A 26,037-nucleotide genomic window follows, 5' to 3' on the forward strand; every position below is an offset into this window, starting at 1 on the left:
GCTCGACTCAGAGGCCGAGCATCGCCTTGGCCAGCACGTTGCGCTGCACTTCCGACGAGCCGCCGTAGATGGTCGTCTTGCGCGTGTTGAAGTAGCGCGGCGAGACGTCGTCGACATACTCGCCGCCCACCGGCACGATGTTGCTGTCGTAGTTGCGCAGTTCGGTGAACGGCGTGCCGTACCAGCCGACCGCCTCGACCGCGAGCTCGGTCACCTTCTGACCGACCTCGGTCCCGCGCATCTTCACGACCGAGCCCATGTTGCCCGGCGCATCGCCGGTCTTGAGGCTCGAATAGAACATCAGCTCGTTCATCTCGACGGCATCGATCTCCATCTCGACCGCGGCCATCTTCTCGCGCCAGCTCGGATTGGCCGACAGCGGCTCGCCCTCGGTCATCTGGGTCTTCGACAGGGTCTGCAGGTGACGGAAGGCCTTGCGCAGGCGCGGGCCGAAGGCCTGGCCGCCGCGCTCGAATTCGAGCAGGTACTTGGCGTAGGTCCAGCCCTTGTTCTCCTCGCCGACGAGGTTCTCGACCGGCACCTTCACGTCGCTGAAGAACACCTGGTTGATCTCATGCCGCATCGGCGTGCGCGTCCCGTCGACCATGTAGATCGGATCGAGCGTGATGCCCGGCGTCTTCATGTCGATCAGCAGGAACGAGATGCCCTCCTGGCGCTTGCCCTCGTTGGAGGTGCGGACGAGGCAGAAGATCCAGTCGGCGAAGTGCGCGTTGGTTGTCCAGATCTTCTGGCCGTTCACGACGTAATGGTCGCCCTGGCGCTCGGCCTTGGTGCGGAGCGACGCAAGATCGGAGCCGGAGCCCGGCTCGGAATAGCCCTGGCACCACAGCTCCTCGGCGGCGGCGATCTTGGGCAGGAAGCGCTTCTTCTGCGCCTCGCTGCCGAACTTCATCAGGACAGGCGCCACCATCTTGATGCTGAACGACGAAAGATAAGGCGAGTCGGCGCGCGCCATCTCCATCTCGAAGATGAACTTCTGCGTCGAGGTCCAGCCCGTACCGCCATACTCCTTGGGCCAGTTGGGGCAGAGCCAGCCCTTGCTCGCCAGCTTCTTCTGCCATTGGACCAGCCGCTCCTTGGAGACGTGGCTGGTGCGGCTGCGGCGGCTTTCCTCCGCCACTTCCGCCGGCATGTTGGCCGCGATCCACTCGCGCACTTCCTGCTGGAAGGCCAGTTCCTGTTCGCTGAAGGCTAGACGCATTTCCTTGCCCTATCTTGTCATCCTGAGCGAAGCGAAGGATCTAACGCTTCGACAGGGTACTGTGTTCGTTCCGTGAGGTCCTTCGCTTCGCTCAGGACGACACTGTTTTAAAGACCGAGCATCACCTTGGACATGATTCCACGCTGCACTTCCGACGAGCCGCCGTAGATCGTCATCTTGCGGCCGTTGAAGTAGCGCGGCGCCAGCACGTCGGCGCCCTCGGGGCCGATCGGCTCGACATTGGCATTCCAGGCGCGCTGCTCGGGGAACGGCTGGCTGTAATAGCCCGCGGCCTCGACGGCGTATTCCTGGACCTGCTGCATCACCTCGGTGCCGCGCAGCTTGATCATCGACGAGAGCGGGCCCGGATTCTGGCCCGACGCGAGCTTGGAATAGAATTCCTGCTCGAACATCTCGAGGCCGGAGATCTCGATGTCCATGCGCGCGAGCTTCTCGCGCCAGGCGGAGTCGGCCATGATCGAATCATCGCCTTCCGGCATCGACTGCGCCAGCCGCTTCAGCCGCTCGAAGCCCGAGCGCAGGCGCGGGCTGTAGGGATTGCCGCCGCGCTCGAACTCGAGCAGGTACTTGGCGTAGGTCCAGCCCTTGTTCTCTTCGCCGACCAGGTTCTCGACCGGCACCTTCACATCGGTGAGGAACACCGAGTTCACTTCCTGCGTGCCGGCGCGGTTGCCGTCGGCGGTGATGATCGGCTCGACCGAGATGCCGGGCGTCTTCATGTCGATCAGCAGGAAGGAGATTCCCTCCTGCGGCTTGCCCTCGTTCGAGGTGCGCACCAGGCAGAAGATCCAGTCGGCGGTCTGCGCCAGGGTCGTCCAGGTCTTCTGGCCGTTGACGATGTAGAAGTCGCCCTCACGTACCGCCTTGGTGCGGAGCGAGGCGAGGTCGGAACCCGAGCCCGGCTCGGAATAGCCCTGGCACCAGATCAGGTCGGAGTTCAGCATCGGCGGCAGGTGGCGCGCCTTCTGCTCGGCCGAGCCGTACTTCATGATCACCGGCGCGCACATCTTGGGGCCGAACGGCGAGGTGCCGGGCGCGCCGGCCTTCGCCATCTCCATCTCGAAGATGTACTTCTGAGTCGTCGTGAAGCCCGGGCCGCCGAATTCCTTGGGCCAGCCGGTGCAGAGCCAGCCCTTCTTGGCCAGCCGCTTCTGCCAGTCGACCAGCCGCTCCTTCGGCATGTAGGCGTTTCGGCCGACCTTCATCTCGCCCTGGATCTCGGGCGTCAGGTTCTCCTTCAGCCAGTCGCGCACTTCCTGTTGGAAGGCGAGTTCTTCCTTGCCGAACGTCAGGTCCATTGGGGGCTCCTTTTAGGGTCCGGAAGGTACCGCGCCGGGTTCCGGCGCGTAAAGCGTGCGATACACTGTTCCGCAGTGCGTTCAGCTCGCAGGAAGCCGATGTCCCCACCCGTCCAGCCCGTCACCAGCGACGAGAAACTCCCGCCCTCCGCCGAGATCGTCGTCATCGGCGCCGGCATAGCGGGCAGCACCGCCGCCTATTGGCTGGCGAAACGCGGCCACCGGGTCGCGCTGCTCGACAAGGGCGTGATCGGCGGCGAGCAGACGAGTCGGAACTGGGGCTGGTGCCGCCAGCAGCATCGCGACCTGCGGGAACTGCCGCTCGCCATGAAGAGCCTGGAGATCTGGGGCGAGCTGTCCCGCGAGCTGGGCGCCGAGACCGGCTTTCGCCGCACCGGCCTCACCTATGTCACCGATCGCCCGGGCGATTTCGCGCAGTGGGAGGAATGGACCCTGCGCGCCCGCGAGTACCAGATGCACAGCCGGGTGCTGAGCGCCGCCGAGGCCAAGGAACTCACGCCCGGCAGCACCGGCCAGTGGATCGGCGGCGTCCATTCGCCGACCGACGGCCGCGCCGAGCCATCGCTGGCCGGCCCGGCCCTCGCCGAGGGTGCCCGCAGGCACGGCGCCACGCTCCATCAGAACTGTGCCGCGCGCGGCCTCGACATCGAAGGCGGCAAGGTCGCGGGCGTCATCACCGAGCATGGCATCATCCGCACCAGTACCGTCCTGCTGGCCGGCGGTGCGTGGAGCTCCCTCTTCTGCCGCCGCCACGACCTGCGCCTCGCACAGGCCAGCGTGCGCTCGACCTCCTTCGCCACGATGGCGGCGCCCGAGGTGACCGGCGGCGGCCTGTCGATGCCCGACGTCACGATCCGCCGCCGCCTCGACGGCGGCTATACGGTGGGACTGGGCGGCCGCGGTCTGGTCGAACTGTCGCCGCAGGGCCTGCTCTATGCCCGCCAGTTCTGGCCGACCTTCAGGAAACGCCGCGGCGGGCTCACCTTCGGCATAGGCCGTTCCTTCCTCGAAGGGCCGGAATCCTTTGCCAACTGGTCGTTCGACCTGGAATCGCCCTTCGAGCGGCAGCGCACGCTCGATCCCGCCGCCGATCCGGTGCTGGTCGAGCGCGGCCTGAGCCGCCTCGGCGACCATTATCCGGCACTGAAGGGTCTGAAGGTCGCGCATGCCTGGGGCGGCCTGATCGATTCGACGCCCGACGGCATCCCCGTCATCTCCGCCGTCGATCCCCTGCCCGGCCTCTTCCTCTCGACCGGCTATACCGGCCACGGCTTCGGCATCGGTCCCGGCGCGGGCCGACTGGCCGCCGACCTCATCGCCGGCGACCCGCCGATCGTCGATCCGACGCCCTTCCGCTACAGCCGCATGATCGACGGCACGGATCTCGGCGCGCCGGGGATGATGTAATTGGAAAACCCCGTCGTCTCGACGGGAAATTAGTACGTCGTCCCTGTCGGTCCGTATCGGTGATCCTCAGCACCACCACCGGATACGGGCCGACGCGGCACCGCGCCTCAGACGCCGAGGAACTTCGTCACGAGGGCGACGGTCGCGTCGGGATTTTCTTCCATGATCCAGTGGCCGGCGTTCGGCACGATGCCTTCGGTGACATCGCTGGCGACGAAGCGCATCACGGCGGCCATCGTCGGTCCGAAAGACTTCTCGCCCCCCAGCGCCAGCACCGGCATGGCCAGCTTGGTCTCGGCGAAGCGCTTGTTGTCGATCTCGTCCTGCGCAAACGCCGCGAACTGCGCGAAGCCCGCCCGCATGCCGCCGGGCTGGGCGTAGCGCGCGGTATAGAACTCGCGCGCCGCCTCGCCGAACTTCGCCGGATCGGCGGAGAATTCGTTCCAGAAGCGGTCGAGGTAGATCCGCTCGCGTCCCTCGACCAAGCGCTCGGCATCGGGGCCGCGGAAATTGAAGTGCCAGAGCAGCGGGCTGCGCAGGATCTGCTCCCACGGACCGATGCCGGGCAGAGGCGCGTCGATGACCACGAGCCTGCCGACGTCGTTGCGATACTGCGCGGCATAGGCGTAGGCGACCATGTTGCCGATATCGTGCGCGACGATCTCGGTACGCCCCGCCCTCAGCGTCTGCAGGACCGTTCGGATGTCCTGCGCCTGCGTTGCCTTGTCATAGCCGGAGTCGGGCTTGGACGAGAGGCCAAGCCCGCGCAGGTCGGGCGCGATCACCGTGCGCGTCGACATGAGCGCGGCCGCCATCGGCCCCCACATCTCGCTGGTCTCACCGTACCCGTGGAGCAGCAGGACCGCCGGTCCCTGACCGCCCACCCAGACGTGGATATCAGCACCCTTCGTGGCGATCTGTTGCGCACGAAATCCGGCCGGCAGCGCCGGTACGCTCGATTCGGTCATGCGACCGATGTGCGCCCGGCGCCTGCCGATGTCGAGAGAGAATCCCGGGTCAGGCGACCTTCTTGCCGAGGTGCGGGAACATCGCGAGCTTGGCCGCCTCATCCATCTCGGCCTTGAACGCGTGCTTGTCCTTCAGTGCCAGCGCGCGGACCGCCGCCGGCCGCGCATTGATCTCGGCGAGGTGACGCTGGAGGTTGGGAAACTGCTTGGGCGCGTCGGGTCCCAGCACGAACGGGATCAGGCGCGACCAGCCCCACACGGCCATGTCGACGATGCCGAAGCTGTCGCCGCACATGTACGGCTGCTTGCCGAGCCGCGCTTCGAGGATGCCCCAGTGGCGCTGCGCCTCGAACGTATAGCGGTTGACGGCATACTCCTTGGGCTCGGGCGCGAAGTTGCGGAAGTGCACGGCCTGGCCGGAATAGGGACCAATGCCCGAAGCCACGAACATCAGCCAGGACAGCATCTCGCCCTTCTTGGCGGGCATGAACTTGCCCGTCTTTTCGCCGAGGTAGAGCAGGATGGCGTTGCTGTCGAACACCGTCTCGCCGTCGTCGACGATGGCCGGGACCTTGGCGTTCGGATTGATCGCCAGGTATTCCGGCGCATGCTGCTCGCCCTTGCGGGTGTCGACCGGCACCAGCTCGTAGGGCAGGCCCATCTCTTCGAGGCAGAGCGCCACCTTCATCGGGTTGGGCGCCATGTTGTAATAGAACTTGATCATCACACTCTCCGTTTCTCGGCACTCTCTACCACGGATCGTCACTCCGCCTTGGCGCCGGATTGCTTGATGATGGGATCCCAGAAGGCCATCTGATCGTCGTAGAACTTCTTGGCCTGCTCGGGCGTCGACTGGACCAGCTCGATCGCGAGTTCGTCGGCCTTCTTCACCATGTCGGGCTGCTTGAGCGCCTGATTGAAGGCGGCATTCAGCCGGTCGATGATCGGGCGCGGCGTTTTGGCCGGCGCATAGACCGCGTACCAGGTGTTGATGGCGTAATCGAAGCCTGCGGACTCCTTGATCGTCGGGACGTCGGGAAGCTGCTTCAGGCGCTTGTCGGAGGCGACACCGAGCACACGCACCTTGCCGCCATCGATGAAGCCCTTGCTCGACTGCAGCGTGTCGATCTGGAAACCGTGCCGGCCGGCGATCATGTCGACCATGCCGGGCGCCGAGCCGCGGTACGGCACATGCAGCGCATCGCCGCCGGCGCGAGTCGCGAACAGGTAGCTGGCGAGATGGATCATGCCGCCGTTGCCCGACGAGGCGTAGGAGTACTTGCCGGGATCCTTTCGCAGCATGCTCACGAGCTCCGGCGTGCTCTTCGCACCGTCCATCGGCGTCAGCAGGATCAGCGGCACGCTGGCGACATAGGCAATCGCCGCCAGCCCGTTCACCGGATCGTAGCCGAGCTGCTTGCCGTAAAGCGCCGGCGCCATCGCCATGGTCGAGGCGCTGAACAGGATCGTGTAGCCGTCGGGTTTGGCGTCGGCGACCATGGCGGTGCCGATGTTGCCGGTGGCACCCGGCTTGTTCTCGACCACGACCTGCTGGCCCAGGATTTCGGACACCCGCGGCGCCAGCAGGCGCCCGACCACGTCGGTCGGTCCGCCCGCGGCGAAGGCGATGACCATGCGGATCGGCTTGTCGGGATAGGTCCCCTGCGCAGTGGCCGGCGTCGCCAGGACCGTCGCTGCGAGCGCGGCGAGCGCGCTCCATCGTGTGAACTTCATCGTTTCCCCCTATTCTACCTTGGCGCCCGACGCCTTCACGATCGGCGCCCACATCGCCATCTGGTCCTCGTAGAATTTCCTCGCCGAGGCCGGCGTCGACTGGACGAGATCGATGCCTATGGCCTTGGCCTTCTCCATCATCTCGGGCGTCCGGACGGCCTGGTTGATCGCGGCATTCAGCCGGTCGACGATCGGCCTGGGCGTGCCGGCCGGCGCGAAGATCAGGTTCCAGGTGATGACCTCGATCGCAATGCCGGTCTTTTCCTGGACCGTCGGCACGTCGGGCATCGAGGCGGCCCGCCTGGTGTCGCAGACGGCCAGGATCTTGAGGCGGCCGGCATCGACGAAGCCCTTGCTGCTGCCCAGCGTGTCGATCTGGAAGGCGTGCCGTCCCGCCAGCGTGTCCTGCATGGCGGGCGCCGAGCCCTTGTAGGGCACGTGCAGCGCATCGCCTCCGGCGCGCTGGGCGAGCAGCAGGCTGCCCATGTGGATCAGGCTGCCATTGCCCGGCGACGGATAAGAATGCTTGCCCGGTTCCTGGCGCAACGCCGCGACCAGCTCCTCGATCGAGCCGATGCCCCCGGCCGGTGCCACGACGATCATCGGGACCGTCGTGAAGTGGGCCACCGCCTCCAGCCCTCTGATCGGGTCATAGGGCAGCTTGTCGTAGAGCGCCGGCACGATGCCCATGATCGACGTGCCGACCAGCAGCGTGTAGCCGTCGGGTCTGGCATCGGCCACGATCTGCGAGGCGATGTTGCCCGCCACGCCGGGTTTGTTGTCGATCATGACCTGCTGACCGAGGATCTCGCTCAGCCGCTGCGCCAGCAGCCGTCCCGCGATGTCGGTCGGGCCGCCCGGCGTGAAGCCGATGACCAGCCGGATCGGTCGGTCCGGGTAGGTGCCCTGGGCGCTCGCCCCGGCCGTCGAGGCCGCAAGTGCCATGCCCGCCGCCACGACGCGGCGCCGCCCGATGCCCTTCATTGTTTCCTCCGCTTTTGACGGAAGTTTAGGGCGCTACAGGCCGCGTGCAATGGAGACCGGTCGCGTGGCGAACCTACGGGACCGCGAACAGCGATTGACTGTAACCGGCCCGGGATAATTAGATGGCACCACCACAGGGGGAGAAAGCCAATGGCAAAGCTCGTGGTTCTCTACAACAAGCCCGCCGACGTGGCGGCCTTCGATGCCCACTATTTCAACAAGCATGTGCCACTGGCGAAGACGATCCCGGGCCTCCGATCCTACGAAGTCAACGACGGACCCATAGGCACGCCGCAAGGCCCTGCCCCGTATCACCTGGTGGCCATTCTGACGTTCGATTCGATGGCGGCGATCGGCGCTGCCTTCGCCTCGAAAGAAGGCCAGGCGACGGCGGGCGACCTCGCCAACTTCGCCCAGGCGGGGGCTCAGCTCTTGATGCTCGAAACCCGCGAGATTTGAGCGCCGAAGCGCGACGCCGGACATTTGCATCATGTAAAGATGCTCGCATCGCCCATCTTGGCGACGAAAAACGCAGGTGATTGCCGTGACCGAACCCACCAATGGCGCCCGACCGTCGGGCGATGGCGGCCTCAAGCGCCGCGAGGTCGCCATGATGCCTGTCGTGCTGGGCGCGGTCGGTGCGGGCACGGCGTCGGCACAGCCGGCACTCGCCCTCGACAACGCCTCACTGTCGGACCTGCAGGAGGCCCTGGCGCAGGGGCGCGTCACGTCGAGCGACCTGACCCGGGCCTATATCGCCCGGATCGAGGCCTACGACCGCCAAGGGCCCGGCTTGAACTCCGTGCGGGTGACCAATCCCGACGCCCTGTCGATCGCCGCCGGCCTCGACGGCGTGAAGCCGTCGGCCAGCCGGCCGCTCGCGGGCCTGCCGATCCTGGTGAAGGACAATATCGCCACCGGCGACAGGCAGCCCACCACCGCGGGCTCACTGGCCCTCGACGGCGCCCATGCAAAGGACGACGCGCCTGTGATCAAGAGGCTGCGCCAGGCCGGCGCGGTGATCCTGGGCAAGGCCAACCTCACCGAGTTCGCCAACATCCTCGCGGTCGGCATGCCCTCGGGCTACAGCTCGATCGCCGGCTATGTGCGGAACCCCTATTCGCCCAGGCTGATGGCCAACGGCGCGCCGGTCGTATTGCCGGGCGGCTCCAGCGCCGGCTCGGCGGTGGCGGTCGCGGCCGGCCTCTGCGCCGCGGCGATCGGCACCGAGACCTCGGGCTCGCTGCTGAGCCCGGCCACCCAGAATGGCCTCGTCACCGTGAAGCCGACGGTCGGCCTGATCAGCCGCAGCGGCATCATCCCGATCTCGCACAGCCAGGACACGGCCGGCCCCCTCACCCGCACCGTGCGCGATTCCGCGATCCTGCTGAACGTGCTGGCCGCGCGCGACCCGGACGATCCGGCGACGCACCTGCTGCAGCGGCCGGACGACTACACCGCCGGGCTCGACAAGGACGGTCTGAAGGGCGCGCGCATCGGTGTGCCCAGCGATCCGGACGATCCGCTCAACGATCCGTTCTATGGCCCCCTGTCCGTTCGCGCGAAGGCGGTGATGGCACAGGCGATCAGGGTGCTGGAAGACCTAGGCGCCACGGTCGTGCGCGCGGCCATTCCACCGATCGGCTGGATCGGCGGGCCGGGCACGACCATGCCGGTGCTCAATCGCAATCCCCTCAGCCCCGCCAAGGGCACGCCAGGCCCTGCGTCTGTCGTGTTCCTCTACGAGCTGAAGCGCGACCTCAATCTCTACCTGCGCGACTGGGCAACGACGACGCAGATGAAGACGATGGCCGACGTCATCGCGTTCAATACGGAGAACGCCGACAAGGCGCTGCGCTACGGGCAGGACCTGTTCCTGGCGGCGGAAGCCACGCGCGGCGATCTCTCGGAGCTGGAATACAAGTCGGCGCGCGCGATGGACCTGATGGCCGCCAAGGAGCGCGGCATGGATGCCTATATGGATCGGCACAGGCTCGATGCCGTGGTGTTTCCCGGCGCCAGCGGTTCCTCCATTGCCGCCAAGCCGGGCTATCCCAGCGTGCAGGTTCCGGCCGGTTTCATCTCCGGCGTCGGCAAGACGGAAACGCCCGACTATCCGCTCGGCCTCACCTTCGCCGGACGAGCCTGGAGCGAGGCCACGCTCCTGCGGCTCGCCTATGCCTACGAAAAGGCGACGAACGCGCGCCGTCCGCCGCCTGACCTGCCTCCGCTGTAGAGCCAGTCTTTCCGGGCAAGATTGAATCGAGTTGAGCCTCTCAACAATGACCTCACCCTGAGGAGCGAACGCAGTGAGCGTCTCGAAGGGTGGGCACGAGCACCGCGTCTGATGCCCATCCTTCGAGACGCGCCGCTTCGCGGCGCTCCTCAGGATGAGGTAAGTGCTTCAATCGCTTCAATTCATTTCCGGCCAGACCCTAAGGTTGAGGTGAGCGGGTCAACTCGAGACGGAAGGACTCTTAAACCGCGATCGCCACGCCGTCGTGGCCGGGATCGGCGCCGCCGTCGAGGCCGTCCTCGTGGATGCGGATGCCGTGGACGGCGGCGAAGCCGAAGCCGTAGGGGCTGCGGACGACGGGATAACCCAGCGCCTGCAGCTCGCGCTCGACCCGGCCCTGGATGCGGTTGGAAATGTCGATCGCGTCCGAGGTCGCCGAGAAGCGCGGCGCGCTCACCGCCTCGACCATGGTCATGTTGAAATCGAGCGCGTTCAGGATCACGTGCAGCACGCCCATGGCGATCTGGGTGGCGCCGGGCGCGCCGATGATCAGGTGGGGCTTGCCGTCCTTGAAGAGGATGGACGGCACGACCGAGCTGAAGCGCGCCTTGCCCGGCGCGATCGAGCCGGCGCGACCCGGGCGCGGGTCGAACACACCCATGCAGCCATTGTACATGAAGCCCAGGCCCGGGGTGATCACGCCGGAGGGCATGCCCAGCGAATGGGTCATGGTGAAACAATTGCCCTCCTTGTCGAGGACGGAGATGTGCGTCGTGTCCTTCGACACGGCGCCCGAATTGAAGCGCGTGACGCTGGCCTTCTCGCCGCGCGCGATCTCGGCCGCCATCGTCTTGGCGTAGGCCTTGGAGGTCAGCTCCCCGACCGGCACGCTAACGAACCTCGGATCGCCGACCTTGGCATCCTTGTCGATCGTCGCCCGCTTCATCGCCTCGGCGACGATGCGCAGGTGCTCGCTCGAGCCATGCTCCAGCGCGCCGATGTCGAAATTCTCGAGGATGTTGAGCATCTCGATCAGCATCACGCCGCCGCCCGGGGGCTGATTGGTCGAGACCTTGTAGCCGCGATAATCGCCCCAGAGCGGCGCGTTGCGGACGGTCTTCCAGGCCCTGAGATCCTCGATCGACAGCAGCGCGTCATTCTTCCTCATATCGTCGGCGATCGCGTGAGCGATTTCCCCCGAATAGAAGACATCGGCGCCGCCCTTGGCGATGGCGCGCAGGGTCTGGCCATAGTCGCGGTTCACGACCCGCTCGCCCACCCGCTTCGGCACGCCGTCGGGGTGGCAGTAGAGTTCGCGTGCCGCCGGCGTGAAGCCGGTGCGCTCGAAGTTGGGCGCGCGGCCGAAGGCGCCGTCGTCGGCCCACCAGAAGTGGACGTGCGGGCGCACGGTCCAGCCGCTCTCGGCCCAGTGGATGCCCGGCTCGACGATGCGCGACCAGGGCAGGCTGCCATGCTCTTTGTGCGCGTCGTAGTACATCTTGAGATTGGCGGGCGCGCAGATCGACTGGTAGCCGATGTCGTTGACACGGCCCTTCAGGATGAAGCCGTAGCCGTCCCTCGCTTCGCTCTCGATCAGGTTGGCCCACATGTCGGCCCGCGCGGCGAGCGGCGCCGGCGCATGGGCGTCGATATAGCCGTGGAAATTCTTGCCCGGCATGTAGATGCCACAGGACCCGAAGCCCGCGATGCCGCACATCTGCGGATCGACCACGCCCTGGACCAGCGCGCAGGCGATACCCGCATCGACCGCATTGCCGCCCTCCCGCAGCACGTCGGCGCCGGCCTCGGTCGGCTCGGGCTGCGGGGCCACGATCATCGCCTGCTTGTTGTACCGCACGTCGCTTCCTCCAACTTGTTCGTTGGCGCGACTCAATCCCAACCGTTGCGCCGGCGCAATATCGCGGTCGAGGGCGCGAGCGCGAGGCCCTTGCCCTGCACCGTTGGCAGCCACTCCGCCAGCGCCTGCAGGGTCGAATCGTGCGGATGGCCGATCGCGACCACGAAGCCCTGGCGGCGCGCCACCGCCTCGGTCTCGGCGAGCTTGCGCCGTACCGCCTCGACCGTGTCCTCGTCGTCTAGGAAGACGTGGCGCACGATCGACGGCACGCCGATCTCCTGCGCCGTCTGGTCGCCCACCGACTGCGGGCTGGTCCGCGAATCGAGGAACATCAGGCCGCGTGGCTTGAGCTGGCGCATCACCAGCTCCATGTCGGGACGGTTGGCGGTGAAGCGGCTGCCCATGTGGTTGTTGATGCCGACATAGCCGCCGAAACTCTCCAGCGCGACCAGCAGTTTCTGGCGCAGCTCGGCGTCGGACATCGATACCGTCAGCGCCCCCGGGCCGGGATCGTTGCGGCCGTTCGGCTCCATCGGCATGTGCAGCATCAGCTCGTGGCCCCGCGCCCGCGCGGCGCGCGCCTGCTCGGGCAGATCCTTGGCATAGGGCAGGAACGACATGGTCATCGGCCCCGGCAGCTCCCAGGCGCGCTTCGAGCGCGCGCGGTCGAGGCCGACATCGTCGATCACGATCGCGACCAGCGGCTTGCTCCTGAGATCCCGGAAGGGCACGGCATTGCGACGCCAGGTCTGTTCCGCCGGGAACGCGGCAGCGACCTTCTTCACCGGCGGCTTCTCCTCGACGTTCGGCGTCGGCTTGCCGGGGTCGGCCTCGGAGTATTTCGGGAAGTCGGGCAACTCCTCGATGCGCGAATATCTCGGTGCAACGGCTGGCCCCGTCGCGCCGCTGCGCTTCATGTCTTCCAGCGTATCGCGCGCCACGCGGTCGCCGCTGCGCAAATCGAGTCGCTCGGCGATCCAGTAACCGCCGAACACGCTGCCTGCGAACATCAGGATGACGGCCATGGCGATCGAGTGCCAGCGATGGGCTGCGACCCACGAAGAAAGCCCGGCGAAACGGGCACGAAGGCGATCCGCGAAGGCGGGCGGCCGCTTCGGACTCCTTCTGTTCGTCTTCCCGCTTCTGTTCTTCCTCGACGCCATCTGAGAGTTATGCCCTAACCTCTTGGCAGGGGCCACTATTTGGCCTCAATCCAGGCTGGAAAGTGACTTCATCACCCGGATGTCGGGCTCGCCCGAGCGGCCGCTCTCGCGGCGGAAGCCGACCAGCTTGGCGAGGTCCAGCATCTTGCGGTTCTCGCGCAGCACATGACCGACGACGCGCTTGATTCCGCGCGCCTTGCCGTAGTGCAGCACGTGCCGCAGCAGCAGCTCACCATAGCCGCGCCCCTGTCGATCGGACGCGACGGTGAGCGCGAACTCGGCCTGCTGGAAATCGGGATCAGCGACCAGCCGTCCGACGCCGACCATCTCGTCGCCATCGAGCAGCACGAAGGCCATCTCGCGGTCGTAGTCGATCTGGGTCAGCCTTGCCGCGAGTTCGTGGCTGAGTTCACGCATGGGGCCGAAGAAGCGCATGCGCACATCCTCGGGCGTCAGCCGCCGCGTGAAGGCCTGCAGCGTGGGTTCGTCGTCGGGCCGGATCGGACGGATCCGGAGCTTCTCGTCGCCATGCTGGATCTCGGCCTCCAGTTCCACCGGATAGGGCCGGATGGCGAAGCGCGCCGCCCGCTCCTGCCCCTTCTTCGGATGGTTCACGACGATGCGTGCATCGAGCGCGATCACGCCGTCGGCATCGGCCAGCAACGGATTGATGTCCAGCTCGGCGATCTCGCCGACATCGGCGATGAGCTGCGACAGGCGCACCATGGCCGCGCCCACCGCCTCCCGGTCGGCCGGGGCGCGGTCGCGATAGCCGCGCAGCAGGCGATCGACCCGGGTACGGCTCAGCGCATCCTCCGCCAGCACGGGATCGAGCGGCGGCAAAGCAAGCGCCTTGTCGTCGATCACCTCGGCGGCCACGCCGCCATGACCCACCAGCAGAATCGGCCCGAACACCGGATCCTCGGCGGCGCCCAGGATCAGCTCGACGGCATGCGGGCGCCGGATCATGGGCTGCACCACGAAGCCGTCGATCCTGGCCTTGTTGGCCAGCACCAGGACCTTGCCGGTCATCTCGCGGACGGCGTCGAGCACCGCCTGCTCGGAGACCAGGTCGAGCGAAACACCGCCGACGTCGCTCTTGTGGGTGATGTCGCGCGACAGCAGCTTCACCGCGACGGGAAAGCCGATTCGCACCGCGATGGCGGCGGCCTCGGCGGCGTCGCGCGCGATCTCGGTGGGCGCGACGGGGATGCCGTAGGCCGCCAGCACGCGCTTGGCCTCCGGCTCGGTGAGAACCTTGCGTTTCTCGGCAAGCGCCCCCTGCACGATCGAGCGCACGAGCGCGGTGTCGGACCGCAGCTCCGGCACCGAGGGCGGCGTGCGCTGCAGCGCGCGCTGGCCGCGGCGATACTCGACGATGTGCATGAAGCCACGGACGGCGCGCAGCGGCGTGTCGTAGGCGGGAATGCCCGCATCGTGCAGCACGTCGCGACCGGCCTGGGCCTCGCGCCCGCCGATCCAGCAGCCGATCACCGGCACGACCTTGCGGCCGGCGGCGCCGGTGATGGCGCGCGCCGCCTCGACCGACGAGGTGAGCGACGTCGGCACGTTCATCGCCAGCACCGCACCGACGCCGCGATCGTCGGCCAGCCCGTCGAGGGCGACGGCATAGCGTGGCCCGTCGGCATCGCCCACGATGTCGACCGGGTTGGCGCGCGACCATCTCTGCGACATCTGCTTGTCGAGCCGCGCGATGGTGGCCGGCAGCAGCGTGGCGAGTTCGCCGCCTTCGTCGATCAGCAGGTCGGTGGCAATGATGCCGACGCCGCCGCCATTGGTCAGGATCGCCAGCCGCTCGGTGCGCGGGGCGATGCTGTGGCCCAGCGTCTCGGCCGCATCGAACAGTTCGCCCAAGCCCAGCACGCGGACGAGGCCTGCGCGCGCGAAGGCGGCGTCGTAGACCGCGGCCGATCCCGCCATCGAGCCCGTATGCGAGGCCGTCGCCTGGGCCGCCGCGGCATGACGGCCGCCCTTCAGCACGATAACCGGCTTGATGCGCGCCACGCCGCGCGCCGCCGACATGAACTTGCGCGCCTGGGTGATGCCCTCGACATACATCAGCACCGCGCGCGTATCGGAATCGCGCGCCAGCATGTCGAGCACGTCGCCGAAATCGACATCGGCCATGTCGCCCATCGAGATCAGGTGCGAGAAGCCGATGCCCTGCGCCACGCCCCAATCGGCGAGGCCCGCCAGCACGGCGCCCGACTGGGCGACCGCGGCGATGCGTCCGGCCTTGAACCGTGTCGGGCCGAAGCTCGCGTTGAGGCCGAGCCCGGGGGCGGCGTAGCCGATGCAGTTCGGTCCGACGATGCGCAGCAGGTAGGGCTGGGCCGCGCGCAGCAGCCGCTGCCGCCACTGCGCATTGACCGACGCCGCATCGGGGCCGTTGCCGGGGCCGGCGCTGATCACCACGGCGACGCGTGTCCCCGCCTCGCCCAGCGCCACGATCAGGCCGGGGATGGTCGCGGCCGGCGTCATGATCACGGCGAGATCCGCCGGCTCGGGCAGGTCCGACACCCTGCGGAACGCCGTGCGGCCCGCGATCGTGCCGCCCTTGCGGTTGACGAGGTGGATCTGGCCCTGGAAGCCACCGGCCAGCACGTTGCGGGTGACCGCCGCGCCCACTGAGCCGGGGCGTTCGGTGGCGCCGATCATGACGACCGAGCGCGGGGACATGAGTCTATCGAGGTTGCGGGTCGACATGCCCCTAGAAGAGCGCCGGACCGTTCATCAGCACAAGCCCTGAAACGATCACGAACGCCGCGGCCACCCGCCGGCCGCCGAACGGCTCGCCCAGGATCAGCGTGCCGATCAGCGCCCCGAACAGCACCGAGGTTTCGCGCAGAGCGGCGATATGGGCCATCGGCCCCAGCGCCAGCGCATAGATCGCGATGCCGTAGCCGACATTGGCGATCACGCCGCCGCCGACGCCGCGATACCAGGTCTTCTTCATGTGCGACCAGACGGTGGCCGGCCTCTTCCAGAAGGCGAGCACCAGCAGCCACGGCCCCTCGAGCACGGCCAGCCAGGCAATGTAGGAGATGCGATGCTCCAGCGTCTCGCCCGCTGCGCGCACGCCCAGGCCGTCGGAGATGATGTAGCCCGCAATGGTGATCCCGGTGAGGACCGCGAACAGCGTCGCCAGCCCATGACGGCTGCCCGGCTTCGGCACGATGTTCTTCAGCGGCAGGGCCAGCGCCACCAGGCCGAAACTCAGCAGGAACACGCCGACGATGTCCTGGGTCCGCAGATGCTCGCCGATCACGCGGCCCGACACCAGCGCCACCAGCAGCGGCCCCAGGCCGCGCGCGATCGGATAGGTGTGGCTGAGATCGCCGTAGGAATAGGCCTTCAGCAGGAAGAAATAGTAGGCGACGTGGATCGCCACCGAGAGGATGAGGAACTTCCAGGCGCCCGGTTCGATCATCGGCACGAACGGCACGATGCAGAGGCCCATGACCGTGCCCGTCGTCATGATCAGGCCGAAGGTCGCGAGCCGGTCGGACTGATCGGCCTTCAGGATGGCGTTCCAGGTGGCGTGCATCAACGCTGCTGCCAGCAGCAGCGCGACGATCAGGGGCTCGACGACCAAGGGGGCTACTTTCTTCTTGTTGCCCTCAACCTACGCCCGTGTCCAAATTCGAGAAAGGGCGGAAACAAGATGCGAGGCATGCGATGACGGTCGAGGCGTACAAGGCGGCGCGCGAATTCCTGCTGGCCCATCGCGGCGACTATGCGACGGCCTATCGCGATTTCTGCTGGCCCGAGATGGATCAATTCAACTGGGCGCTCGACTGGTTCGACGGCGAGCTGGCGCATGGGAAACTCGCGAACCAGCCCGCCCTGACGATCGTCGGCGAAGGCGCCGCGAGCCTCACCTTCGCCGAGTTGTCGGAACGCTCCAACCGCATCGCCAACGGATTGCGCGCGCTGGGCGTGAAGCGCGGCGACCGCATGCTGCTGATGCTGGGCAACGTGGCGCCACTCTGGGAAGTGATGCTGGCGGCCATGAAGCTCGGCGCCGTCGTGATCCCGGCGACCACCCTGCTGACGCCGGTCGATCTCGCTGACCGCTTCGAGCGCGGCCGGGCGCGCCATGTCGTGGCCGCCGCCGGCGAGGCCGCGAAGTTCGACGGTTTCGACAAGAGCCTGACGCGCATCGCCGTCGGCGACGCACCGGATGGCTGGCATTCGTACGCCAAGCTGCTCGACCATCCGGCCGAGCTCACCCCCGACGGCCCGACCCACGCCGACGATCCGATGCTGCTCTATTTCACCTCGGGCACGACGGCGAAGCCCAAGCTCGTCCTGCATTCACATCGCAGCTATCCGGTGGGTCATCTCACCACGATCTTCGTGCTGGGGCTGCGGCCGGGCGACGTGCATCTCAACATCTCCTCGCCGGGCTGGGCCAAGCATGCGTGGAGCTGCTTCTTCGCGCCGTGGATCGCCGGCGCCACGATCTTCATCGCCAACCAGCCGCGCTTCAACGCCCGCTACCTGCTCGACGCAATTGTCGCCAACGAGGTCACCACGCTCTGCGCGCCGCCGACCGTGTGGCGCATGCTGATCCAAGAAGACCTGAAGTCCTGCAAGACGTCGCTGCGCGAGGTGCTGGCCGCCGGCGAGCCGCTGAACCCCGAGGTGATCGAGCAGGTCGAGAAGGCCTGGGGCCTCACCATCCGCGACTTCTACGGCCAGACGGAAACAACGACGCAGGTCGGCAATCCGCCCGGCCAGCCGATCAAGCCCGGCTCGATGGGCCGCCCCCTGCCCGGCTACAGGATCCGCCTGCTCGACGCCGACGACAAGGATGCCGAGGAAGGCGAGATCTGCATCGACCTCACGCACCGGCCGGCCGCCCTGATGCAGGGCTACCAGCAGGATGACGGCTCGATCGCGCCGCTCACGGCTGCGGTGTATCGCACCGGCGACGTCGCCTCGCGCGACGCTGAGGGCTACCTCACCTACGTCGGCCGCGCCGATGACGTGTTCAAGGCGTCGGACTACCGGATTAGCCCGTTCGAACTCGAAAGCGTGCTGATCGAGCATCCGGCCGTGGCCGAAGCCGCCGTGGTCCCGGCGCCCGACGCGATGCGCCTGGCCGTCCCGAAGGCCTACATAACCCTGACGGCCAGCGGCAAACCCGACCGCGCCACCGCTCTCTCCATCTTCCAGCACCTGCGCGGCCGGCTCGCCCCCTTCAAGCGCATCCGCCGCCTCGAATTCGCCGAGCTGCCCAAGACCATCTCCGGCAAGATCCGCCGGGTCGAACTGCGCCGCGACGAGGAAAAGCGCGCATCCGAAAATCAGCGCGGCTCAGGCGAATTCCGGGAAGAGGATTTCCCGGAGCTGGCGAAGTGAGGCGAAAGGCCCCTCGCTTCGCTCGGGATGACAGATTTGGCGAGCGTGACGCGGTGCGCCGATGAAGAAAACGCTGTCATCCCGAGCATAGCTAGGGACCTTTAGAGGCCTATGAGAACGCCACCGGCACGGCTAATATCCCCCCCATGCTTCTCCTGATCGATAACTATGACAGCTTCACCTACAACCTCGTCCACTTCCTGGGCGATCTCGGCGCGCGCTGCGTCGTGCATCGCAACGACCAGATCACGGTCGACGAGGCGCTGGCGCTGAAGCCGGCCGGGATCGTGCTTTCGCCCGGCCCCTGCACGCCCAACGAAGCCGGCATCTGCATGGACCTGATCCGCGCCGCGGCGAAGGAACAGGTGCCGCTGTTCGGCGTCTGCCTCGGCCACCAGGCGATCGGCCAGGTGTTCGGCGGCCACGTCGTGCGCGCCCCCGAGCCGATGCACGGCAAGCTGTCGGGCGTCGCCCACAAGAACCAGAGCGTCTTCGAGGACGTGCCCTCTCCCTTCCAGGCGACGCGCTACCATTCGCTGATCGTCGACCGGAAGGATTTCCCCAAGGACCTCGAGGTCACCGCCGAGACCGGCGACATCATCATGGGTTTGCGCCACCGGACCTTGCCGATCCACGGCGTGCAGTTCCACCCCGAGAGCATCGCCTCCGAGCACGGCCACAAGATCCTCGAAAATTTCCTCAAGATCGCGGGCGACCACCCGAGCCAGCAGAACAAGAAAAAGGCGGCCTGAGCTGCCCAAAAGGAAACGCCATGATCGATCGCCGCACGCTTGTCCTCTCGCTGGCGGCGACCGCCGCGTCTCCGCTGACGACATCCACGGCCTTCGCGCAAGCGTGGCCAACCAAGCCCATCCGCATCATCGTGCCCTTCCCGGCCGGTCAGGCGACCGACATCCTGGCGCGCATGATGGCCGACCAGCTCACCAAGGCGCTCGGGCAGCAGGTGATCGCGGAGAACCGCCCCGGCGCCGGCGGGCAGATCGGCGCCGACGTCGCGGCGAAGGCGGCGCCCGATGGCTACACGCTGCTGATGGTGACAATCTCCACGCACGGGATCAGCCCGGCGCTCTATCCCAAGCTGCCCTACGACCCGCAGAAGGACTTCGCGCCGATCGCCAATATCGGGCTGACGCCGCAGGTGCTGATGACCAGCCTGAAGAGCGGCATCGGCTCGGTCGCCGATCTCATCGCCAAGGCCAAGGCCGGCGCCGATCTCAACTACGGCTCCTCGGGCAACGGCTCGGCCAGCCATCTCGCCGTCGAGATGCTGAAGAGCGCGGCCGGCATCAAGCTCACGCACGTGCCGTTCAAGGGCAATGCCGAGGCCCAGCTCGCGCTCCAGAGCGGCGATATCCAGCTTCTGTCGGACGCCGTTCCCGGCGCGGTCGGCCCGGTTCGCTCCGGCAAGGTGAAGGCGATTGGCATCGCCGACCAGCGCCGCTCGCCCTTCCTGCCCGATGTGCCGACGGTGGCGGAACAGGGCCTCTATGGCGTCGTCGCCGTGGGCTGGATCGGCCTCTCCGCCCCGGCGAAGACGCCCGAGCCGATTCTCGACAAATTGAGCGCCGAGGTCATGCGTATCCTCACGGATCCCGCGGTGCTGGAGAAGATGAAGAGCCTGTCCTTCGTTCCCGCCAAGGAATCGCGCCAGGAGTTCGAGGCTTATATCGCCATCGAGAACACCAAATGGCGCAAGATCATCCAGGATGCCAGCGTGACGATCGAGTGATGCCGGGGGCGCACGCCCTCAGCCCTACTCGAGTACCGCGTGGCCCGCGCCGCCCTGCCCCTTGGCCTTGCGCAGCAGCAGGATCAGCGGCAGCGCCAGCAAGGCCACCAGCATCATCAGCTTGAAGTCGTTGGCATAGGCCACGACGGCCGCCTGCTTGGTCACCTCGGCGTTGAGGGCGGCGCGGCCGATGGTGGTCGCCATGTTCCAGAATTGCGCCGGCCCGCTCAGGGCGAGGGCGTCGTTGAACGGCGTCACCTGGCCCGCCAGCTCGGCATGGACGAGCTGCGTGTTGCGGGTCAGCAGGAAGATCACCATCGAGATGCCGATACTCGAGCCGGTGTTGCGCATCAGGCTGTAGAGCGCCGTGCCCTGGGTGCGCAGATGGCCCGGCAAGGTGGCGAAGGTGATCGTGGACAGCGGCACGAACATGAAGCCCAGCCCCATGCCCTGCAGGACACCGGTGCGAATCAGCGTCCATTCGGACACGTTCGGCGTGAAGCCCGTCATTTCCCACAGCACCGCCGCGGTGATCAGCAGGCCGGCCGCCAGCAACAGCCGCGGATCGACGCGGTTGATGATGCGGCCGACGATCATCATGGCCAGCATCGTGCCGACGCCGCGCGGCGCCAGGATGAGGCCGGCCGTGACCACCGGATAGCCCATCAGGTTCTGCAGGTAGGGCGTGATCAGCGCCAGCGAGGCCAGCAGGATGATGCCGACCACGAAGATGAAGCACAGGCCGACCGAGAAGTTGCGGTCCTTGAAGATGCTGGGATCGATGAAGGGCTGTTTCACCGTGAAGGTCTGGACGAGGAACAGATAGAAGGCGAGCGCCGCCAGCACGGCTTCGACCACGATCTCGGTCGAGGAGAACCAGTCGATCTGCTCGCCGCGGTCGAGCATCATCTGGAACGAGCCGATGGCGAGGCTCAGCATCAGGAAGCCGAACCAGTCGAATGAATCGCGGCGGGTCTTCGTCTCCTCGAGATAGGCCGAGAGGCCGAGGAAGGTGACGAGGCCGATCGGCACGTTGATGTAGAAGACCCAGCGCCAGTTGTAGGCCTCGGTCAGCCAGCCGCCGAGTGTCGGACCGAGGATGGGGCCCACCATGACGCCCATGCCCCACAGCGCCATCGCCGAGCCGTGCTTCTCCTTCGGGTAGGAATCGAGCAGCACCGCCTGCGACAGCGGCACCAAAGAGGCGCCGAACAGGCCCTGCAGCAGGCGGAAGGCCACCATCTCCGGCAGCGAGGTGGCGATGCCACACAGGACCGAGGCGCCGGTGAATCCGGCGACCGCGATCTGGAACAGCCGCTTGCGGCCGAGCCGCGCCTCTAGGAAGCCGGTCACCGGCGTCGCGATGGCCGCCGCCACGATGTAGGAGGTCAGCACCCAGTTGATCTGGTCGGTCGTCGCCGACAGCGAGCCCTGCATGTAGGGCAGCGCCACGTTGGCGATGGTCGTGTCCAGCGCCTGCATGATCGTCGCCAGCATGACGCAGAGCGTCAGCGGCACGATGTGCCTGGGGGCGCTGCCAGCCATGATCAGAATCCGCTGAACAGGTCGCTGAGCTGGCGGTGATGGCCGGTGTCGATTTCGACGTAGGCGCTCATGCCGGTGCGCAGCGGCGGTGCGCCTTCCGGCATTTCGACACCGAGGCGGATCGGCACGCGCTGCACGACCTTCACCCAGTTGCCGGTCGCGTTCTGGGCCGGCAGCACGGAAAATTCCGCGCCCGTCGCCGGGGCGAGGCTGGTCACGGTCGCCTGCCATTCGCGGCCGGGATAGGCATCGATCGAGACGGTCGCCTTGTCGCCGGGCTTGAGGTTCGCGAGGTCGGACTCCTTCGCATTGGCTTCGACCCAGACATCGGCCGTCGAGACGAGGCTGAACGCCGGCTGCGCCGCGGGCAGATATTCGCCGGGCAGCAGCGCGTCGACGTTGGTGACGATGCCGGGCATCGGCGCCACGACCGTCGTGTGATTGAGGTCGCGCCGCGCCCTGTCGACCTGCGCCTTGGCCGCAAGATAGTTGGCGTTCTGCTCGATCGGGGCGTCGGCCCGGCCACCGAGCTGCGCCAGGGTCGCCTCGGCGTCGCTCTGTGCCACCAGCAGCCGCTCGCGCGCCGTGTCGAGGTCGCGCTTGGCCTGGTCGTAGGTCGCCTGGGCCGAGACGCCGCGCTTCAGGAGATCCTGCTGGCGCTGGGCATTGGTCTCGAAGAAGCCGATGTCGGTCCTGGCCTGCTCGATCTGGGCGAGCTTCTGGCGATAGGTCGCCTGCTGCGTCACGATCTGGTTGCGCACGGTGCCGAGATTGGCTTCGGCGCCGGCCAGCGCGATCCTGAACGGTTCCTGGTCCAGGGTGAACAGGACCTGGCCCTTCTCCACCCTCTGGCTTTCATGCACGGCCACGTTGGCGACGATACCGGAAACGTCGGTCGCCACGGTGAGCTTGCCCGCATGGACATAGGCATTGTCGGTCGAGACGTAGCGCCCGCCCGTCATGTAGGCGAACAGGCTTCCGGCCAGGACGATGGCGGGTCCCAGGACGAGCAGGATGCGGCGCAGGTTGCGCGGCTTGCGCGCCGAACCGGTCTTTTCCGCGGGCTTCCCAGCCACGTCGAAGCGCTTCAGCAGCGTCTCGGCCGCGACCTGGTCGGCGTCGTTGGCGACCGGCGCCGGGGTCGTGACCTCGTCGGCGCTGCGACGGAAGGAACTCCTGTCAGCCATTGCTCGTACTCCTTTCGGCCGCCGCCGGCGCAGCCTTGGCCAGAAGATTGGCCTTCATGCTCGACAGCAGGGCAAACAAACGATCGCGGTCTTCCTCGGCGACGCCTTCCAACGCCTCCCCGCGGGTCGCGGCGCCTATGGTGAAAATGTCGGCCAGCAGCGGATGGGCCTTGTCGGTCAGGTAGAGCTGGCGGATGCGCCGGTCGGTCGCGTGCGCGCGGCGCTCCACGAAGCCCGCCTCCTCCAGCCGGTCGAGCAGCCGGGTCAGGGTGATCGGCTCGACCTCAAGAATGTCGGCCAATCCGCTTTGCTGGATGCCCTCGTTGCGCGCGAGATGCGCCAGGACCTGACATTGCGAGCGCGTCAGACCGAGGCCGCGCGCATTCTGCTCGAACCGCTTGCGCATCAGGCGCGCCACGTCGTGCAGGAGGAATCCAAGATTTCGCTCGGGAAGTTCCATGCGCCCTCTCTTAAGTTTCCTTAAGATAAGCTTGCTTACTACTTCGGCAAGAGCGCCTTCGGAGAAATTCCGTATTTCAAAAAAGGATTTATAAATCAGCTACTTCTGGCTGTTTTCTCATGTGGCTTAGGGCGCTAGGGAGCGATTCCGAAGCCCGCGCGCTGGACCGCCTTGGTAATCGCCGCGACGTCCGCGCCCTCGGGAAGACGCATCTCCCCGCTCTTGAGATCGACGGAGAGAGGCGCGGTGCCGGCGCCGGTGGCGGCACGGGTGACGGCCTTTACGCAGCCGTCGCAATCCATGCCAGTGACCTTGAGGATGAGTTCTTGAGCCATGTGATATAGCTTCGCGCCGGCCGGTCGAGCCGGCAAGAGGCAAAAGCGCGGGGTTCTGGGTGAGCGGCGACATCGACGATTTTCGCGGCCTTCTGGCCAAGGTGGGCAACGGCGAGACCCTGGGCATCGACGAGGCGGAACGCGCCTTCGACATCATGACCTCGGGCAACGCGACGCCGGCCCAGATGGGCGCCTTCCTGATGGGCCTGAAGGTCCGCGGCGAGACGGCCGAGGAACTGGCCGGCGGCTCACGGGCCCTCCGGGCCAAGGTGCTGCGCGTGAAGGCGCCCGAGGGCACGATCGACATCGTGGGCACGGGCGGCGACCATCACGGTACCTACAACGTCTCCTCCTGCTCGGCCTTCGTCGTCGCGGGCGCCGGCATTCCGGTGGCCAAGCACGGCAACCGCGCCTTCACCTCGAAGTCCGGCGCCGCCGACGTGCTCTCGGCCCTGGGCATCGGCCTCGAAGTGCCCATCGAGAAACTCGAGCAGGCACTGGTCGAAGCCAAGGTCTGTTTCCTCATGGCGCCGCGCCATCACAGCGCCATGCGCAACGTGGCCGGCCCCCGGGTCGAACTCGCGCCTTCGCGCACCATCTTCAACCTGCTGGGGCCGATGTCGAACCCCGCTCTGGTGACGCGCCAGCTCGTGGGCGTGTTCGACCGCCGCTGGCTGAAGCCGGTGGCGCAGGCGCTGGGCCAGCTCGGGCTGGAGCGCGCGCTGGTGGTCCACGGCCAGGACGGCATGGACGAGCTCACCACCACGACCAAGAGCTGGGCCGCCTCGCTGGAGAATGGCAAGGTGACCGAGATCGAGATCGCGCCCGAGGAGATCGGCGTGAAGCGCGCCACGCTCGACGAGCTCAAGGGCGGTGACGCGGCGCATAATGCCGAGGCGATCCACGCGCTGCTGGGCGGCGCGAAGAACGCCTTCCGCGACATCGTCCTGTTGAACAGCGCCGCCGCAATCATGGTCGCGGGCAAGGCGAAGGATCTGAAGGAAGGCGCGGCCATGGCCGCCCAGTCGATCGACAGCGGCAAGGCCAAGGACGCGCTGGCGACATTGAAGAGGATTTGCGCATGAGCGACACGCTCGACAGGATCGTTGCCGACAAGAAGCGCCATGTGGCCGGGCGCATGTCGCAACGCTCGCTCAGGGTCGTCGAGAACCTGGCCCGCGACACCGATTCGCCGCGCGGCTTCGCCAGGGCGCTCAAGGCCACGATCGCCGACGGCCGTTACGGGCTGATCGCCGAGATCAAGAAGGCCTCGCCCAGCAAGGGCCTGATCCGCGAGGATTTCGACCCGCCTTCCCTCGCCCGGTCCTATGAGCGCGGCGGCGCCACCTGCCTGTCGATCCTGACCGACCAGCCCTACTTCCAGGGCAAGGACGAGTTCCTGACCCAGGCGCGCGCGGCGGTGAAGCTGCCGGTCCTGCGCAAGGATTTCATGATCGATCCCTATCAGGTGCCGGAGGCCCGGGCGCTGGGTGCCGACTGCATCCTGCTGATCATGGCCTGCCTCGACGACAAACTGGCCGCCGAGCTGGCCAAGCTCGCGCACAAATGGGGCATGGACGTTCTGGTCGAGGTGCATGACGCGCCCGAGCTCGAACGCGCGCTCGAGGTCGACGCCGACCTGATCGGGGTCAACAACCGCAACCTCAAGACGCTCGCCGTCGATCTCGCCACGACCGAGAAGCTGGCGCCGCTGGTGCCGAAGGACCGCGTGCTGGTGGCCGAGAGCGGCCTGGGCTCCCCCGCCGATCTCGCGCGCATGGCCAGGGTCGGCGCCTCGGCCTTCCTGATCGGCGAGAGCTTCATGCGCAAGCCCGACGTCGAGGCGGCGGTGCGCGAGATGCTGGTGCGCGAGGCGGCATGAAGCGAGGCGGCACAAAGCCGAAGACTGGGGCGGCGCTCACCCATTTCGACGAGGGCGGCAATGCCCGCATGGTCGATGTCGGCGACAAGGAGATCACCGAGCGCGTCGCCGTAGCCCGGGCCAGCGTCACCATGCAGGCCGCGACCCTGAAGCTGATCCGCGACAAGAAGGCCAAGAAGGGCGACGTGCTGGCGGTGGCACAGCTCGCCGGCATCATGGCGGCGAAGAAGACGCCGGACCTGATTCCGCTCTGCCATCCGCTGGCGCTGTCGTCGGTCGCCGTGACGCTGTCGCTCGACGCCAAACGCAAGGCGGTCGACATCGAGGCGACCTGCAAGCTGAAGGGCCGCACCGGCGTCGAGATGGAGGCGCTGACCGCCGCCTCGGTCGCCGCCCTCACCGTCTACGACATGTGCAAGGCGGTCGATCGCGGCATGGTGATCTCCGACGTGAAGCTCATTCACAAGTCCGGCGGCAAGTCGGGCACGTGGGATGCCTGACGCTCCTGGGAGCGCGCAACTCCAGTTGCGCTCGTGTCTTTCCCTCTCGACGATGGTTTGAGCGCCACTGGAGTGGCG

The 26,037-nt window shown here is 67.1% G+C and carries 23 protein-coding genes; 9 read left to right on the forward strand and 14 right to left on the reverse strand.

Annotation, left to right across the window (positions count from 1 at the left end; translation table 11 throughout):
• Positions 1–7: 7 nt before the first annotated feature.
• Complete coding sequence (locus ACO07K_RS11200; protein ID WP_422036014.1) at positions 8–1,222, reverse strand: acyl-CoA dehydrogenase family protein; 1,215 nt, start codon at positions 1,220–1,222, stop codon at positions 8–10.
• A gap of 107 nt (positions 1,223–1,329) precedes the next feature.
• Entirely contained in the window at positions 1,330–2,541 is a 1,212-nt protein-coding gene (locus ACO07K_RS11205) for an acyl-CoA dehydrogenase family protein (RefSeq protein WP_422036015.1), read from the reverse strand.
• Positions 2,542–2,640: 99 nt separating this feature from the next.
• Between ACO07K_RS11205 and ACO07K_RS11210 the strand changes: the two genes are divergently transcribed.
• A complete protein-coding gene (locus ACO07K_RS11210) occupies positions 2,641–3,969 on the forward strand; it encodes an NAD(P)/FAD-dependent oxidoreductase (protein ID WP_422036016.1) in 1,329 nt (442 codons plus the stop codon).
• Positions 3,970–4,076: 107 nt separating this feature from the next.
• Here ACO07K_RS11210 and ACO07K_RS11215 read toward each other — a convergent pair whose 3' ends face one another.
• From ACO07K_RS11215 to ACO07K_RS11230, 4 genes are read right to left on the reverse strand one after another with little or no spacing between them, the layout of a single operon-like run.
• The gene (locus tag ACO07K_RS11215) at positions 4,077–4,937 is read right to left on the reverse strand and encodes an alpha/beta fold hydrolase (protein WP_422036017.1); all 861 of its coding nucleotides are present in this window, start codon (positions 4,935–4,937) and stop codon (positions 4,077–4,079) included.
• A 49-nt stretch (positions 4,938–4,986) separates the two neighbouring features.
• Positions 4,987–5,661 carry a glutathione S-transferase family protein gene (locus ACO07K_RS11220; RefSeq protein ID WP_422036018.1) on the reverse strand — a complete coding sequence of 225 codons (675 nt, stop codon included), beginning with the start codon at positions 5,659–5,661 and terminating at the stop codon, positions 4,987–4,989.
• A gap of 38 nt (positions 5,662–5,699) precedes the next feature.
• A complete protein-coding gene (locus ACO07K_RS11225) occupies positions 5,700–6,671 on the reverse strand; it encodes a Bug family tripartite tricarboxylate transporter substrate binding protein (protein ID WP_422036019.1) in 972 nt (323 codons plus the stop codon).
• Between the two features lie 9 nt (positions 6,672–6,680).
• Positions 6,681–7,655 (reverse strand): Bug family tripartite tricarboxylate transporter substrate binding protein, encoded by a 975-nt coding sequence (locus tag ACO07K_RS11230; protein ID WP_422036020.1) that lies wholly within the window; start codon positions 7,653–7,655, stop codon positions 6,681–6,683.
• A gap of 150 nt (positions 7,656–7,805) precedes the next feature.
• On the opposite strand from ACO07K_RS11230, the gene ACO07K_RS11235 reads away from it, so the two are divergent.
• Together ACO07K_RS11235 and ACO07K_RS11240 are read left to right on the forward strand one after the other, a co-directional pair.
• Positions 7,806–8,114 carry an EthD family reductase gene (locus ACO07K_RS11235; RefSeq protein ID WP_422036021.1) on the forward strand — a complete coding sequence of 103 codons (309 nt, stop codon included), beginning with the start codon at positions 7,806–7,808 and terminating at the stop codon, positions 8,112–8,114.
• 85 nt (positions 8,115–8,199) lie between these two features.
• On the forward strand, positions 8,200–9,891 hold the full coding sequence (locus ACO07K_RS11240) for an amidase family protein (RefSeq protein WP_422036022.1): 1,692 nt from the start codon (positions 8,200–8,202) through the stop codon (positions 9,889–9,891).
• Positions 9,892–10,132: 241 nt separating this feature from the next.
• Here ACO07K_RS11240 and ACO07K_RS11245 read toward each other — a convergent pair whose 3' ends face one another.
• The 4 genes from ACO07K_RS11245 to ACO07K_RS11260 all read right to left on the reverse strand — a co-directional run bounded on the left by ACO07K_RS11245 (position 10,133) and on the right by ACO07K_RS11260 (position 16,528).
• A complete protein-coding gene (locus tag ACO07K_RS11245) occupies positions 10,133–11,728 on the reverse strand; it encodes a gamma-glutamyltransferase family protein (RefSeq protein ID WP_422036652.1) in 1,596 nt (531 codons plus the stop codon).
• Between the two features lie 53 nt (positions 11,729–11,781).
• A complete protein-coding gene (locus tag ACO07K_RS11250) occupies positions 11,782–12,774 on the reverse strand; it encodes a divergent polysaccharide deacetylase family protein (RefSeq protein WP_422036023.1) in 993 nt (330 codons plus the stop codon).
• Positions 12,775–12,957: 183 nt separating this feature from the next.
• Complete coding sequence (locus tag ACO07K_RS11255) at positions 12,958–15,612, reverse strand: bifunctional acetate--CoA ligase family protein/GNAT family N-acetyltransferase (RefSeq protein WP_422036024.1); 2,655 nt, start codon at positions 15,610–15,612, stop codon at positions 12,958–12,960.
• A 31-nt stretch (positions 15,613–15,643) separates the two neighbouring features.
• The gene (locus tag ACO07K_RS11260) at positions 15,644–16,528 is read right to left on the reverse strand and encodes an EamA family transporter (RefSeq protein ID WP_422036025.1); all 885 of its coding nucleotides are present in this window, start codon (positions 16,526–16,528) and stop codon (positions 15,644–15,646) included.
• A gap of 83 nt (positions 16,529–16,611) precedes the next feature.
• Here ACO07K_RS11260 and ACO07K_RS11265 point away from each other — a divergent pair, with 83 nt between their 5' ends.
• The 3 genes from ACO07K_RS11265 (at position 16,612) to ACO07K_RS11275 (ending at position 20,050) form a co-directional block, all read left to right on the forward strand.
• The gene (locus ACO07K_RS11265) at positions 16,612–18,300 is read left to right on the forward strand and encodes an AMP-binding protein (protein WP_422036026.1); all 1,689 of its coding nucleotides are present in this window, start codon (positions 16,612–16,614) and stop codon (positions 18,298–18,300) included.
• A gap of 146 nt (positions 18,301–18,446) precedes the next feature.
• Positions 18,447–19,052, forward strand: coding sequence for an anthranilate synthase component II (locus ACO07K_RS11270; protein ID WP_422036027.1), 606 nt, complete (start codon positions 18,447–18,449; stop codon positions 19,050–19,052).
• 20 nt (positions 19,053–19,072) lie between these two features.
• Positions 19,073–20,050, forward strand: coding sequence for a Bug family tripartite tricarboxylate transporter substrate binding protein (locus ACO07K_RS11275; RefSeq protein WP_422036028.1), 978 nt, complete (start codon positions 19,073–19,075; stop codon positions 20,048–20,050).
• 24 nt (positions 20,051–20,074) lie between these two features.
• Here ACO07K_RS11275 and ACO07K_RS11280 read toward each other — a convergent pair whose 3' ends face one another.
• The 4 genes from ACO07K_RS11280 to ACO07K_RS11295 form a co-directional block, all read right to left on the reverse strand.
• Positions 20,075–21,595 carry a DHA2 family efflux MFS transporter permease subunit gene (locus ACO07K_RS11280; protein ID WP_422036029.1) on the reverse strand — a complete coding sequence of 507 codons (1,521 nt, stop codon included), beginning with the start codon at positions 21,593–21,595 and terminating at the stop codon, positions 20,075–20,077.
• A gap of 2 nt (positions 21,596–21,597) precedes the next feature.
• A complete protein-coding gene (locus tag ACO07K_RS11285; protein WP_422036030.1) occupies positions 21,598–22,782 on the reverse strand; it encodes an HlyD family secretion protein in 1,185 nt (394 codons plus the stop codon).
• Positions 22,775–23,242, reverse strand: a complete 468-nt coding sequence (locus ACO07K_RS11290; RefSeq protein ID WP_298308834.1) for a MarR family winged helix-turn-helix transcriptional regulator — start codon at positions 23,240–23,242, stop codon at positions 22,775–22,777. Before ACO07K_RS11290 ends, ACO07K_RS11285 begins: the two co-directional genes overlap by 8 nt.
• A gap of 134 nt (positions 23,243–23,376) precedes the next feature.
• On the reverse strand, positions 23,377–23,577 hold the full coding sequence (locus ACO07K_RS11295; RefSeq protein ID WP_298308837.1) for a heavy-metal-associated domain-containing protein: 201 nt from the start codon (positions 23,575–23,577) through the stop codon (positions 23,377–23,379).
• Positions 23,578–23,648: 71 nt separating this feature from the next.
• Here ACO07K_RS11295 and trpD point away from each other — a divergent pair, with 71 nt between their 5' ends.
• Genes trpD through moaC form a run of 3 tightly spaced genes read left to right on the forward strand, consistent with a single transcriptional unit; the run spans position 23,649 to position 25,959 of the window.
• Complete coding sequence (trpD, locus tag ACO07K_RS11300; protein ID WP_422036653.1) at positions 23,649–24,662, forward strand: anthranilate phosphoribosyltransferase; 1,014 nt, start codon at positions 23,649–23,651, stop codon at positions 24,660–24,662.
• Complete coding sequence (gene trpC / locus ACO07K_RS11305; RefSeq protein WP_422036031.1) at positions 24,659–25,459, forward strand: indole-3-glycerol phosphate synthase TrpC; 801 nt, start codon at positions 24,659–24,661, stop codon at positions 25,457–25,459. Before trpD ends, trpC begins: the two co-directional genes overlap by 4 nt.
• On the forward strand, positions 25,456–25,959 hold the full coding sequence (moaC, locus tag ACO07K_RS11310; protein ID WP_422036032.1) for a cyclic pyranopterin monophosphate synthase MoaC: 504 nt from the start codon (positions 25,456–25,458) through the stop codon (positions 25,957–25,959). The genes trpC and moaC overlap by 4 nt, the downstream gene beginning before the upstream one ends.
• Positions 25,960–26,037: the final 78 nt, after the last annotated feature.

Origin of the sequence: Reyranella sp. (genome assembly GCF_965228225.1) — a bacterium.
GTDB lineage: Bacteria > Pseudomonadota > Alphaproteobacteria > Reyranellales > Reyranellaceae > Reyranella.

Coding starts and splice junctions, on each gene's coding strand:
- ACO07K_RS11275 (WP_422036028.1), top strand. CDS start 19,073: ATGATCGATCGCCGCACGCTTGTCCTCTCGCTGGCGGCGACCGCCGCG.
- ACO07K_RS11205 (WP_422036015.1), bottom strand. CDS start 2,541: ATGGACCTGACGTTCGGCAAGGAAGAACTCGCCTTCCAACAGGAAGTG.
- ACO07K_RS11280 (WP_422036029.1), bottom strand. CDS start 21,595: ATGGCTGGCAGCGCCCCCAGGCACATCGTGCCGCTGACGCTCTGCGTC.
- ACO07K_RS11295 (WP_298308837.1), bottom strand. CDS start 23,577: ATGGCTCAAGAACTCATCCTCAAGGTCACTGGCATGGATTGCGACGGC.
- ACO07K_RS11215 (WP_422036017.1), bottom strand. CDS start 4,937: ATGACCGAATCGAGCGTACCGGCGCTGCCGGCCGGATTTCGTGCGCAA.
- ACO07K_RS11285 (WP_422036030.1), bottom strand. CDS start 22,782: ATGGCTGACAGGAGTTCCTTCCGTCGCAGCGCCGACGAGGTCACGACC.
- ACO07K_RS11210 (WP_422036016.1), top strand. CDS start 2,641: ATGTCCCCACCCGTCCAGCCCGTCACCAGCGACGAGAAACTCCCGCCC.
- ACO07K_RS11245 (WP_422036652.1), bottom strand. CDS start 11,728: ATGATCGTGGCCCCGCAGCCCGAGCCGACCGAGGCCGGCGCCGACGTG.
- moaC (WP_422036032.1), top strand. CDS start 25,456: ATGAAGCGAGGCGGCACAAAGCCGAAGACTGGGGCGGCGCTCACCCAT.
- ACO07K_RS11255 (WP_422036024.1), bottom strand. CDS start 15,612: ATGTCCCCGCGCTCGGTCGTCATGATCGGCGCCACCGAACGCCCCGGC.
- ACO07K_RS11250 (WP_422036023.1), bottom strand. CDS start 12,774: ATGGCCGTCATCCTGATGTTCGCAGGCAGCGTGTTCGGCGGTTACTGG.
- ACO07K_RS11265 (WP_422036026.1), top strand. CDS start 16,612: ATGACGGTCGAGGCGTACAAGGCGGCGCGCGAATTCCTGCTGGCCCAT.
- ACO07K_RS11235 (WP_422036021.1), top strand. CDS start 7,806: ATGGCAAAGCTCGTGGTTCTCTACAACAAGCCCGCCGACGTGGCGGCC.
- ACO07K_RS11220 (WP_422036018.1), bottom strand. CDS start 5,661: ATGATCAAGTTCTATTACAACATGGCGCCCAACCCGATGAAGGTGGCG.
- trpC (WP_422036031.1), top strand. CDS start 24,659: ATGAGCGACACGCTCGACAGGATCGTTGCCGACAAGAAGCGCCATGTG.
- ACO07K_RS11200 (WP_422036014.1), bottom strand. CDS start 1,222: ATGCGTCTAGCCTTCAGCGAACAGGAACTGGCCTTCCAGCAGGAAGTG.
- ACO07K_RS11230 (WP_422036020.1), bottom strand. CDS start 7,655: ATGAAGGGCATCGGGCGGCGCCGCGTCGTGGCGGCGGGCATGGCACTT.
- ACO07K_RS11225 (WP_422036019.1), bottom strand. CDS start 6,671: ATGAAGTTCACACGATGGAGCGCGCTCGCCGCGCTCGCAGCGACGGTC.
- ACO07K_RS11290 (WP_298308834.1), bottom strand. CDS start 23,242: ATGGAACTTCCCGAGCGAAATCTTGGATTCCTCCTGCACGACGTGGCG.
- ACO07K_RS11270 (WP_422036027.1), top strand. CDS start 18,447: ATGCTTCTCCTGATCGATAACTATGACAGCTTCACCTACAACCTCGTC.